Source organism: Blastococcus sp. SYSU DS1024, assembly GCF_054050795.1.
The window spans coordinates 71,468-82,008 of sequence record NZ_JBJHAA010000020.1 but is presented as its reverse complement, the minus strand read 5'-3'; the positions used below and the strand labels follow the sequence as shown (position 1 = coordinate 82,008).

At 73.8% G+C, this 10,541-nt stretch carries 12 protein-coding genes; 9 read left to right on the top strand and 3 right to left on the bottom strand.

Annotation, left to right across the window (positions count from 1 at the left end; genetic code table 11):
• Positions 1–307: 307 nt before the first annotated feature.
• From ACI79S_RS16845 to paaI, 3 genes are read left to right on the top strand one after another with little or no spacing between them, the layout of a single operon-like run.
• Positions 308–436 carry a hypothetical protein gene (locus ACI79S_RS16845; protein ID WP_456594590.1) on the top strand — a complete coding sequence of 43 codons (129 nt, stop codon included), beginning with the start codon at positions 308–310 and terminating at the stop codon, positions 434–436.
• Positions 433–1,290 carry a 3-hydroxyacyl-CoA dehydrogenase family protein gene (locus tag ACI79S_RS16840; RefSeq protein WP_456594589.1) on the top strand — a complete coding sequence of 286 codons (858 nt, stop codon included), beginning with the start codon at positions 433–435 and terminating at the stop codon, positions 1,288–1,290. Before ACI79S_RS16845 ends, ACI79S_RS16840 begins: the two co-directional genes overlap by 4 nt.
• A 15-nt stretch (positions 1,291–1,305) precedes the next feature.
• Positions 1,306–1,746: a hydroxyphenylacetyl-CoA thioesterase PaaI gene (paaI, locus tag ACI79S_RS16835; protein ID WP_456594588.1), complete on the top strand. Its 441-nt coding sequence runs from the start codon at positions 1,306–1,308 to the stop codon at positions 1,744–1,746.
• A gap of 36 nt (positions 1,747–1,782) precedes the next feature.
• Here the strand turns inward: paaI and ACI79S_RS16830 are convergent, their stop codons facing one another.
• Together ACI79S_RS16830 and paaK are read right to left on the bottom strand one after the other, a co-directional pair.
• Complete coding sequence (locus tag ACI79S_RS16830) at positions 1,783–2,412, bottom strand: TetR/AcrR family transcriptional regulator (protein WP_456594587.1); 630 nt, start codon at positions 2,410–2,412, stop codon at positions 1,783–1,785.
• Positions 2,409–3,749 (bottom strand): phenylacetate--CoA ligase PaaK, encoded by a 1,341-nt coding sequence (gene paaK / locus ACI79S_RS16825; protein WP_456594586.1) that lies wholly within the window; start codon positions 3,747–3,749, stop codon positions 2,409–2,411. Before paaK ends, ACI79S_RS16830 begins: the two co-directional genes overlap by 4 nt.
• A gap of 228 nt (positions 3,750–3,977) precedes the next feature.
• Between paaK and paaA the strand changes: the two genes are divergently transcribed.
• From paaA to ACI79S_RS16795, 6 genes are all read left to right on the top strand, one after another.
• Entirely contained in the window at positions 3,978–4,943 is a 966-nt protein-coding gene (gene paaA, locus ACI79S_RS16820) for a 1,2-phenylacetyl-CoA epoxidase subunit PaaA (RefSeq protein ID WP_456594585.1), read from the top strand.
• The gene (gene paaB / locus ACI79S_RS16815) at positions 4,940–5,308 is read left to right on the top strand and encodes a 1,2-phenylacetyl-CoA epoxidase subunit PaaB (RefSeq protein ID WP_456594584.1); all 369 of its coding nucleotides are present in this window, start codon (positions 4,940–4,942) and stop codon (positions 5,306–5,308) included. The genes paaA and paaB overlap by 4 nt, the downstream gene beginning before the upstream one ends.
• A 94-nt stretch (positions 5,309–5,402) precedes the next feature.
• Positions 5,403–6,314, top strand: a complete 912-nt coding sequence (paaC, locus tag ACI79S_RS16810) for a 1,2-phenylacetyl-CoA epoxidase subunit PaaC (protein ID WP_456594583.1) — start codon at positions 5,403–5,405, stop codon at positions 6,312–6,314.
• A gap of 5 nt (positions 6,315–6,319) precedes the next feature.
• A complete protein-coding gene (gene paaD, locus ACI79S_RS16805) occupies positions 6,320–6,814 on the top strand; it encodes a 1,2-phenylacetyl-CoA epoxidase subunit PaaD (RefSeq protein WP_456594582.1) in 495 nt (164 codons plus the stop codon).
• On the top strand, positions 6,814–7,920 hold the full coding sequence (paaE, locus tag ACI79S_RS16800) for a 1,2-phenylacetyl-CoA epoxidase subunit PaaE (RefSeq protein ID WP_456594581.1): 1,107 nt from the start codon (positions 6,814–6,816) through the stop codon (positions 7,918–7,920). Before paaD ends, paaE begins: the two co-directional genes overlap by 1 nt.
• Positions 7,921–7,990: 70 nt before the next feature.
• The gene (locus ACI79S_RS16795) at positions 7,991–8,422 is read left to right on the top strand and encodes a thioesterase family protein (RefSeq protein ID WP_456594580.1); all 432 of its coding nucleotides are present in this window, start codon (positions 7,991–7,993) and stop codon (positions 8,420–8,422) included.
• Positions 8,423–8,679: 257 nt separating this feature from the next.
• Here the strand turns inward: ACI79S_RS16795 and pgi are convergent, their stop codons facing one another.
• Complete coding sequence (gene pgi / locus ACI79S_RS16790; RefSeq protein ID WP_456594579.1) at positions 8,680–10,311, bottom strand: glucose-6-phosphate isomerase; 1,632 nt, start codon at positions 10,309–10,311, stop codon at positions 8,680–8,682.
• Positions 10,312–10,541: the final 230 nt, after the last annotated feature.

Sequence of the window (10,541 nt, the reverse complement as noted above, 5' to 3'; positions counted from 1 at the left end):
GGCCGCCGCCCATGACGGGGGGGGCCACCGCGGCAAATCCCGCCACGCCGCGGGGGGGCCGGGTGGGGGCCCGGGCCCCCCCCCGGGCGCTCCGGCGTCACCGCGTCCCGCATCACCCGGACTCCCCGGCGCCGTGGTCGTTCGCCACAGCCGTCGGCCCCTGGTCACGCGCGGCGGCCGCAGGCTCGCCGGCGGTTGCTTCCGGACGGCGCGGCCGCCAGGGTGGGTCCACCACTTCCTGACCGGACGGTCGGTCGTCCCACCACGACGGGGACACCGCCGGGTCCGGCGAGCCCGAGGAGCGACGATGTCCCACGAGCCCCCCGGGATCCGCCCGGTCGGCGGACCGGTCGAGCGCGCGGGCGGTCACCGCGACGCGGCCGCTCCGCGCGTGCCGGTCGGCCGGGACGCCGCGTCGACCGTGGGGACGGCGTGAGCGCCGCCGTCCCCGCCCGCGTGGCCGTCATCGGCGGCGGGCGCATGGGCGCCGGCATCGCCCAGGCCTTCCTGACCGCCGGCGCCCGCGTGGAGGTCGTCGAGGCCGGCGCGGAGGCCGCCGACGCCGCCCGCCGGCGGGTGGCCGACGGCCTGGCGGAGGCCGCCCGCCGCGAGAAGCTGGACGGCGACGTCGCCGCCGCCCTGGACCGGCTGTCCCTGGTCGACTCCCCCGCCGCGCTGGACCCGGGGAGCGGGCTGGTCGTCGAGGCCGTCCCCGAACGGGCCGACCTCAAGGCGGAGGTGCTGCGCGCCGCGGAATCCGCCGTCGGGCCGGACGCCGTGCTCGCCACGAACACCAGCTCCCTCTCGGTCACCGAGCTCGCTGCGGCGCTGGAGCGCCCGGCCCGGTTCCTCGGGCTGCACTTCTTCAACCCGGTGCCGGCGTCCAAGCTCGTGGAGGTGGTGGTCGCCCGCGAGACGGCCACCGAGCTCGTCGGCATCGCCTCCGGCTGGGTGCGCGCTCTCGGCAAGACCGACGTCGTGGTGAAGGACTCCCCCGGCTTCGCCTCCTCCCGCCTCGGTGTGCTGCTGGGGCTGGAGGCGATCCGGATGCTCGAGGAGGGCGTCGCCGACGCCGAGGCGATCGACGCCGCCATGGAGCTGGGCTACCGGCACCCGATGGGCCCCCTGCGCTCCACCGACCTCGTCGGCCTGGACGTGCGGCTGGCGATCGCCGAGTACCTCCACCGGACGCTCGGTGAGCGGTTCGCCCCGCCGCAGCTGCTCCGCGACAAGGTCGCGGCGGGCGAGCTGGGCCGCACGACCGGCCGCGGATTCCACACCTACGACTGACCCGAGGCGGCTCCGATGCCCAGCCCTCCCGCACAGCGCCTCGCCGAGGAGACCGTCCGCCGCTACCTGGCGGAGGACTCCGCGGCGCGGGCGCTCGGCGTCACCGTCAGCTCCGTGGCGCCGGGTGCGGTCACCGCGCACATGACCATCCGGCCCCAGATGCTCAACGGCCACGGCACCGCGCACGGCGCCGCCCTGTTCGCCATCGCCGACATCGCCTTCGCGATGGCCTGCAACTCGCACGGGCAGCCGGCGGTGGGGAGGTCCTGCAGCATCGAGTACCTCGCGCCGGCCCGCGCCGGCGACACCGTCACGGCCACCGCCGTCGAGCGGTCGCTCGTCGGGCGGGGCGGGATCTACGACGTCGCCGTGACCCGGGACGCGGACGGGCGGCTCCTCGCCGAGATGCGGGGCCACAGCCGCCAGGTACCCCCGGCCCCGGCCGAGCGCGCCTGACCGCCGCTCCCGCCGGCCGGGGCCGGGCGGTCCGGGTCAGGAAGCCGGCGTCGCCGCCGGGCGGGTCCGCAGGCCGCGGAACGTCGTGGTCACGAGGGCGTCGGCGAGGTCGTCGGCGGACAGGCCGCCGCCGGGCCGGTACCACTCGGTCAGCGAGTTCACGGTGCCGAAGAGCAGGCGGCTGGTGACGGCCGGGTCGACGTCGGGGCGCACGTCACCCTCCTCCTCGGCCGCACGCACCAGGTCGGTGACGACGCCGTCGAACTCCCGTCGCCGTTGCAGCGCCGCCTGCTCGACCGGCGAGTTTCCCCGGACCCGGAGCAGGAGCGTGACGAAGGGCAGTTCGGCCACGAGCACGCGGACGGACCCGCGGACGACGTGCTCCAACCGGTCGATCGCCGGGCCGGTGGTGGCGCCGGGCTCGTCGGTGACCGCGAACAACGCGTCCAGCGCACGATCCAGCGCCAGCCGCAGCAGCTCCACCTTGCTGGGCACGTGGTGGTAGATCGCCGACTTGGTGACGCCGAGCCGGGTCGCCAGCTCCTCCATGCTCGTGGCGTCGTAGCCGCGCTCGTTGAAGACCTCGACGGCGACGTCGAGCAGGGAGTCGAGCGAGTGCCCAGGGCGGCCGCGACGCGTCGGGACGGCGTCCGCGATCGACGTCATGCACGGTTCCGGTTGTCGGTCATGCGCTGCAGTTTGCCAACCGACCGGGGCAGTGTCTCCGGGTCCACCACCAGCACCTCGATGCTGGACCCGACGACGTCCTTGACGCCCTGGCACACCGCGGCGGCCGCCGCCGCCCGCTCGTCGGCGGGGCAGTCCGGTCGCGCCTCGATGCGGCAGATGAGGTGGTCCATCCGCTCCCGGGTGACGAGCTCGAGGGCGAAGTGCGGGGACAGCCCTGGCGTCCGCAGCACGATCTCCTCGATCTGGGTGGGGAACAGGTTGACCCCACGCAGGATGATCATGTCGTCGGTGCGACCGGTGATCTTCTGCATCCGGCGGAATGCCGGGCGTGCGGTGCCGGGCAGCAGCCGGGTGAGGTCGCGGGTGCGGTAGCGGACGACCGGCATGGCCTCCTTGGTCAGCGAGGTGAAGACGAGCTCCCCCTCCTCGCCGTCGGGCAGCACCTCGCCGGTGAGCGGGTCGATGACCTCCGGGTAGAAGTGGTCCTCCCAGATGTGCAGGCCGTCCTTGGTCTCCACGCACTCCTGGGCGACACCGGGACCCATCACCTCGGACAGGCCGTAGATGTCGACGGCGTGGATGCCGGCCCGCACCTCCATCTCGCGGCGCATCTGCTCGGTCCACGGCTCGGCGCCGAAGATGCCGATCTCCAGGCTGCTCTCCCGCGGGTCCACGCCCTGCTTCTCGAACTCGTCGATGACGGTGAGCATGTAGGAGGGCGTGACCATGATGATCCGCGGCCCGAAGTCGCGGATCAGCTGCACCTGGCGGGGGGTCATGCCACCGGACACGGGGATGACGGTGCAGCCCAGCTTCTCGGCGCCGGAGTGCGCGCCCAGACCGCCGGTGAACAGGCCGTAGCCGTAGGCGTTGTGCAGCGCGTCCCCCGGTCGGCCCCCCGCGGCGCGGATGGAGCGGGCCATGACCGTCGCCCAGGTGTCGAGGTCGCGTTCGGTGTAGCCGACGACGGTCGGCTTGCCGGTGGTGCCGGACGAGGCGTGCACGCGGCGCACCTGGTCCCGCGGGACGGCGAACATCCCGAAGGGGTAGTTCTCGCGCAGGTCGGCCTTGCTGGTCGTCGGGAACTTCGCGAGGTCGGCGAGCTCCCGGCAGTCGTCGGGGTGCACGCCGGCCGCGTCGAAGGCCCGGCGGTAGTGCGGCACGTTGTCGTAGGCGTGCCGCAGCGACCACCGCAACCGCTCCAGCTGCTGCGCCCGCAGCTCGTCGACGCCCATGCGCTCGGCGGGGTCCAGCAGCGCCGGGTCGGGCGCCTCCCCCAGACGCTGGTTCGTCTCCGTGGTCGCAACCGTCATGGCAGTGGCCTCCGATGTCCTGGGCGTCGTCGCCGGACGGCCGGCGCGGGAGCACGAGCCCCGAATTACCGACCAGATGGTCAGGTAAGCATCCCTCCCTCTCGCCGGGTGTCAAGAGCCGCACGGGGCGAGCGCGCGGCCAGGGTTGTGCGGCGGTCGGCACTCGTGCACACTGATTACCGACCGTCCGGTCAGTAAATGACCCGAGACGCACCCGAGGGGAACGAGATGTCCGCACCCACCCTGGACCGGCCCGCGCCCGACGAGACCGCCCTGCAGGACCAGTTCGACGCCACCGTCGCGGCCGGCCATCGCGTCGAACCGCGGGACTGGATGCCCGACGGCTACCGGAAGACGCTCATCCGCCAGGTCGCGCAGCACGCGCACTCGGAGATCATCGGCATGCAGCCCGAGGGCGACTGGCTGCTCGCCGCGCCCAGCCTGCGGCGCAAGGCCGTCCTGCTGGCGAAGGTGCAGGACGAGGCCGGTCACGGCCTGTACCTCTACTCCGCGGCCGAGACGCTCGGTGCCGACCGCGCCGACCTCACCGACAAGCTGATCGAGGGCCGGCAGAAGTACAGCTCGATCTTCAACTACCCGACGCTCACCTACGCCGACGTCGGCGTCATCGGCTGGCTGGTCGACGGCGCGGCCATCTGCAACCAGGTGCCGCTGTGCCGCTCCTCCTACGGGCCCTACGCCCGGGCGATGATCCGCATCTGCAAGGAGGAGTCCTTCCACCAGCGGCAGGGCTACGAGCTGCTGATGACGATGATGCGCGGCACCGACGAGCAGCGGGCCATGGTGCAGGACGCCGTCGACCGGTGGTGGTGGCCCTCGCTCATGATGTTCGGCCCGCCCGACGACGACAGCCCCAACACCGCGCAGTCGATGGCCTGGGGCATCAAGCGGCACACCAACGACGAGCTGCGCCAGCGCTTCGTCGACATGTCCGTGCCGCAGGCCGAGGTCCTCGGTGTCACGCTCCCCGACCCCGAGCTCTCCTACGACCCCGGGACCGGCCACTACCGGTTCGGCCGGATCGACTGGGACGAGTTCAAGCGGGTCATCTCCGGCGAGGGCCCGATGAACGCCGTCCGCATCGCCCGCCGCCGCGCGGCCCGGGACGACAACGCCTGGGTCACCGAGGCGGCCACGGCCTACGCCCGCAAGCACGAGGGAGCGACCGCGTGAGCGGCGAGGTCACCGCCGAGGGCGGGCACGGCGCGATCCCGACCGGGCCGGAGGTGCCGGTGCAGACCCAGCGGCAGGCCGTGCGCCGGGACTGGCCGCTGTACGAGGTCTTCGTCCGCGGCAAGCGCGGGCTCAACCACGTGCACGTCGGCTCGCTGCACGCTCCCGACGACGAGATGGCCGTGCACGCCGCCCGCGACCTCTACACCCGGCGCAACGAGGGCGTGAGCATCTGGGTGGTCAAGGCCGCCGACATCACCGCGTCCAGCCCCGACGAGAAGGACCCGATGTTCGCCCCCAGCGGCGACAAGGTCTACCGCCACCCGACGTTCTACGAGATCCCCGAGAACGTCCCGCACATGTAAGAGGACCCCCTCCCTCCCCCGCACCTCGTACCTCGGCGCGGGGACCCCGGGGAGGGGGCCGTTCCAGCCACCACAGTCGAAAGGTTCCGCTGGTATGGGGCACGAGGAGACGGTGTACGACGCGCTGACCAACGCGCACGACGACGCCGGGCACTGGGCGTTCGGCACCGGCTTCGACGACCCGCTGGCCGGCGTCGACACCACGGTGCCCGACGGTGTCGACGCCGCTGACCTCGGCACCTACTGCCTGATGCTCGGCGACGACGCCCTCGTGCTCGCCCAGCGGCTGACCCAGTGGATGACGAACGCGCCGGAGCTCGAGGAGGAGGTGGCGCTGGGCAACATCGGCCTGGACCTGCTCGGCCAGGCCCGGCTCCTGCTGGCCCGCGCCGGGTCGGCCGGTGCGCTGGGCCGCACGCGGGAGCTCGCCACGGAGACCATCCCCGACGAGGACGCCCTGGCCTACTTCCGCGACGCCGACGAGTTCCGCTGCACCGGCCTGGTCGCGGCGGAGAACGGCGACTTCGCGCAGACGATGGTCCGGCTGCTCGTCGCGTCGGCGGTGCGGCTGGCGATCTTCGCGCGGCTGCGGGAGTCCCGCGACCCGGTGCTCGCCGCGATCGCCGCGAAGGGCGTGCACGAGCTCGCCTACCACCGCGACCACGCCGCCCGCTGGGTGCTGCGCCTGGGCGACGGCACCGAGGAGTCGCACCGGCGGGCCCAGGACGGCGTCGCCGCGGTGTGGCCGCTGCTGGCCGACCTGTTCACCGCCACGGAGGTCGAGGACCGGCTGGTCGCCGCCGGGGTCGCCGTCGACCCGGCCGGCGTCCGCGACGAGGTGCGCGACGTCCTCACCACCGTGCTCGAGCGCGCCACGCTGGCGCTGCCCGCCTGGCCGGCCGACGCCGCCCCGCGCGGCCGGGCCGGGGCGCACGGCGAGGAGCTGACCGAGCTGCTGGCCACCCTGCAGGGGCTGGCCCGCCGGCACCCGGCGGCCACCTGGTGAGCGCCGTGCTGACCGATCCCCGCTCGGTGGCGCGAACCGTCACCGACCCGGAGCTGCCGATGCTGACCCTCGCGGATCTCGGCGTGCTCCGCGACGTGCGCGTCGAGCAGGGCACGGTCGTCGTCGAGATCACGCCGACCTACTCCGGCTGCCCCGCGATGGGTGTCATGCGGGCGGACCTCGTGCACGCCCTGCACCGGGCGGGGTTCGCCGACGTCGACGTCCGCACCGTGCTCTCGCCCGCCTGGTCCTCCGACTGGATCAGCGAGGCCGGCCGACGCAAGCTCGCCGCGGCCGGCATCGCCCCGCCGGGGAGGGCACCGGTCCGCTCCCCCGGCCCCGTCCCGCTCCAGCTGGGGCCGACGCGGCGGACGGCCGGCTGCCCGCAGTGCGGCTCGGCCGACACCGTCGAGCAGAGCGAGTTCGGCGCCACGGCCTGCAAGGCCCTGCGCCGCTGCCGCAGCTGCGGCGAGCCGTTCGAGCACTTCAAGGAGATCTGATGACGGCGACCGTTCCCGCCGCCGGTTCCGCCCCCGCCCGTCCGCGGCGGCGACCGCAGTTCCACCCGCTCCGGGTGGCCGAGGTCGAGCGGCTCACCGACGACTCCGTCGCGGTCACCTTCGACGTCCCCGCCGAGCTCGCCGAGGAGTACCGCTTCCGGCCGGGCCAGGCCCTCACCCTCCGCCGGGTCGACGGCGACCGGGACGAGCGCCGCTCCTACTCCATCTGCGCGCCGATGGGCGCCGCTCCGCGGGTCGGCGTCCGCGAGGTCCCCGGCGGGTTCTTCTCCAGCTACCTGGTGCACGAGGTGCGGCCGGGCGACGAGATCGAGGTGCTGCCGCCCTCGGGCACCTTCACCGCCGACCTGTCGCAGCCCGCCGACCACGTCTTCGTCGTCGCCGGCTCGGGCATCACCCCGGCGCTGAGCCTGGCGGCCACGGTGCTGCGCGACGGCGAGTCGACGGTCACCGTCTTCTACGGCAACCGCCGTACCAACACGGTCATGTTCGCCGACGAGCTCGCCGACCTGAAGGACGCCTACGGCACCCGGCTGCAGCTCGTGCACGTCCTCTCCCGCGAGCCCCGCGACACCGAGCTGACCAGCGGTCGCCTCGACGGCGAGCGGCTGCGCAGCCTGGTGCAGAACCTCGTCGAGGTCGAGCGCGTCGACCACTGGTGGCTGTGCGGTCCGCACGGGATGGTGACCGACGCCCGCGGCCTGCTCGCCGAGCTCGGCGTCCCGGCGGGGAAGGTCCACCAGGAGCTGTTCTTCGTCGACGACGTCCCGCCCCAGCCGGTGCGCGGCGACGAGCAGACCGTCACCGGGCCCAGCAGCCAGGTGACCGTCGTCCTCGACGGCCGCGCGACCACGCTGGCGCTGCCGAAGGACGAGAGCGTCCTGGACTCCGCGCAGCGCGTCCGCTCGGACCTGCCCTTCGCGTGCAAGGGCGGGGTGTGCGGCACCTGCCGGGCGCGGGTGACCGACGGCGAGGTGGCGATGCGGCGCAACTACGCGCTGGAGGCCGAGGAGGTCGAGGCCGGCTACGTGCTCACCTGCCAGTCGCTGCCCGTCTCCGACGCCGTCACCGTCGACTACGACGCCTGACCCCGGTGGGCGTCGGGGTCCGGCGGGTGGCGCACCGGCCTGGCGCCTCGTGCCCGGTGCGGGTGCGCGCATGAGGCCCGTTCCCGTCGGCGAGTCCGCCGTCCTCGACGTCGTGGTGACCGGGGAGATGACCGTCCGCTTCGACGAGCTCGGCCCGGTCCACCCGGTGTACGCCACCTACTCGATGGCCAAGCACTTCGAGGAGGCCGGCCGGAAGCTGCTGCTGCGCCACCTCGAGCCGGGCGAGGCCGCGATCGGCAGCGCCCTGTCGGTGGAGCACCTGGCTCCGGCCTGGGTGGGCGATGCCATCCGGGTGACGGCCCGGTGCGCCGAGGTGCGCGGCAACCGCCTGACCAGCGACTGCAGCGCCGTCGACGCCGAGGGGCGGCTGCTGGGCCGCGGGACGACGGTCCAGGCAGTGCTGAGCGAGGAGGCGGTCCAGGCCCGGGTGACCCGCCCGCGGCGGACACGTCCGGGAGGCGCTCTGCCGGACGTCGGCTGAGCGGGGGGCGAGTCCGCGCGTGTTGCGGGAGTACCGGCCGTAGTCGACGCTGGAACCACTGGTGGCCGCGCGCCCACTCCGGCCGCGCCACCGCACCGCACTCGCGATCACCCGTCCTCCCGCCCGTCGGGACCGGGAGCGCCCGGAGCGGCACCTCCCCCTGACGGCCGCGACGACCGAACTCCCGGGGCGGTCGCTGCGACGGCGCGCGGCCGCCCCGGGGCCCGCCTCCCGCGGGCGTCACCCCGCGGAGCGCGTCAGGTCGCCCGGCCCCGCATCCGCCGGTACTCGGCCACCAGCGCCGTCGTGGCGGCATCCTGGTCCAGCGGCACGGGCTCCCGGCTGGTGAGCGCCGGAGCCAGCTCGCGCGCCATCACCTTGCCCAGCTCGACGCCCCACTGGTCGAACGAGTCGATCTGCCAGATCACCCCCTGGGTGAAGACCACGTGCTCGTAGAGCGCCACCAGCTGCCCCAGCGTCGCCGGCGTCAGCCGCGGCGCGAGGATCACCGTGCTCGGCCGGTTCCCGGGCATGACCTTGTGCGGCACCAGGGCCGGGGGCGTGCCGTCGGCCGCCACCTCCTCGGCGGTGCGGCCGAAGGCCAGGGCGGCCGCCTGGGCGAACATGTTGGCCATCAGCAGGTCGTGCATCTCACCGATGTCGTGGCTCGGCTCCCCGAAGCCGATGAAGTCGGCCGGGACGAGCGACGTCCCCTGGTGCAGCAGCTGGTGGAAGGCGTGCTGGCCGTTCGTGCCGGGCTCCCCCCAGAACACCTCGCCCGTCGCCGTGGTGACCGGCTGCCCGTCCGTGCGGACGGACTTGCCGTTGCTCTCCATCGTCAGCTGCTGCAGGTAGGCCGGCAGCCGGGAGAGGTACTGGCTGTACGGCAGGACGGCGTGGGTCTGCGCGTCGAAGAAGTTGCGGTACCAGACACCCAGCAGGCCCAGCAGCACCGGGACGTTGCTCTCCAGCGGGGTGGTGCGGAGGTGCTCGTCGACGGCGTGGAAGCCGGCGAGCATCTCGTCGTAGGCGTCCGGGCCGATCGCCACCATCAGCGAGAGCCCGATGGCGGAGGTGAAGGAGTACCGGCCACCGACCCAGTCCCAGAACTCGAACATGTTCTGCGGATCGATGCCGAACGCGCGCACGGCGTCGGTGTTGGTGGACACCGCGGCGAAGTGCTTCGCCACGGCCGACTCGTCGGCCCCCAGGCCCCGCAGCAGCCAGTCCCGGGCGACGCCGGCGTTGGTGAGCGTCTCGAGCGTGGTGAAGGTCTTGGAGCTGACGACGAAGAGCGTCTCGGCGGGGTCGAGGTCGCGGGTGGCCTCGGCGAAGTCGGTGGGGTCGATGTTGGAGACGAACCGCAGGGCGAGGTTCCGGTCGGCATGGTGCCGCAGGGCGGTGTACGCCATCGCGGGGCCCAGGTCGGAGCCGCCGATGCCGATGTTGACCACCGCCCGGATCGGCCGGCCCGTGTGCCCGCGCCACTCCCCCGAGCGCACCTGGTCGGCGAAGCGGCGCATCCGCCCCAGCACCTCGTGCACGTCGCGGACCACGTCCCGGCCGTCCACCACGAGCTGCTCTCCCGGCGGCATGCGCAGCGCGACGTGCAGGACGGCGCGGTCCTCGGTGGTGTTGATGCGCTCGCCGCGGAACATCGCCCGGATGCGGTCGGGCAGGCCGGCGCGCTCGGCGAGGGCGACCAGCAGCCGCAGCGTCTCGTCGGTCACGCGGTGCCGGGACCAGTCGACGTGCAGCTCACCGACCCGCCCGGTCAGCCGCGCCGCGCGGTCGGTGTCCGCCGCGAACAGGTCCCGCAGGTGCGTGTTCCCGAGGGCACGGTGGTGCTCCTCGAGCGCGCGCCACTCCGTGGTGTCCGTGATGTCCATGCTGGCTCCGTCCAGGTGGGGTCCGATGTCTGGGTCGCTGTCGTGGTGATCGTCCTCCCCCGCCGGCCGGGGCCCGAACGTGACGAACGGCTCACCACCCAACACTGACGTGAAGGACGAGTTCCCGGCAGACTGTCGACGACACCGGCGACGCCGCCCGTGGCGCACCGATGATCCCGGATCGGTGACCCCGACCGACATCGTCGCCACGGAACACGAGTTCCGCCGCT

Coding starts and splice junctions, on each gene's coding strand:
- paaI (WP_456594588.1), top strand. CDS start 1,306: ATGCCCAGCCCTCCCGCACAGCGCCTCGCCGAGGAGACCGTCCGCCGC.
- ACI79S_RS16830 (WP_456594587.1), bottom strand. CDS start 2,412: ATGACGTCGATCGCGGACGCCGTCCCGACGCGTCGCGGCCGCCCTGGG.
- paaA (WP_456594585.1), top strand. CDS start 3,978: ATGTCCGCACCCACCCTGGACCGGCCCGCGCCCGACGAGACCGCCCTG.
- paaK (WP_456594586.1), bottom strand. CDS start 3,749: ATGACGGTTGCGACCACGGAGACGAACCAGCGTCTGGGGGAGGCGCCC.
- paaC (WP_456594583.1), top strand. CDS start 5,403: ATGGGGCACGAGGAGACGGTGTACGACGCGCTGACCAACGCGCACGAC.
- pgi (WP_456594579.1), bottom strand. CDS start 10,311: ATGGACATCACGGACACCACGGAGTGGCGCGCGCTCGAGGAGCACCAC.
- ACI79S_RS16845 (WP_456594590.1), top strand. CDS start 308: ATGTCCCACGAGCCCCCCGGGATCCGCCCGGTCGGCGGACCGGTCGAG.
- ACI79S_RS16795 (WP_456594580.1), top strand. CDS start 7,991: ATGAGGCCCGTTCCCGTCGGCGAGTCCGCCGTCCTCGACGTCGTGGTG.
- paaE (WP_456594581.1), top strand. CDS start 6,814: ATGACGGCGACCGTTCCCGCCGCCGGTTCCGCCCCCGCCCGTCCGCGG.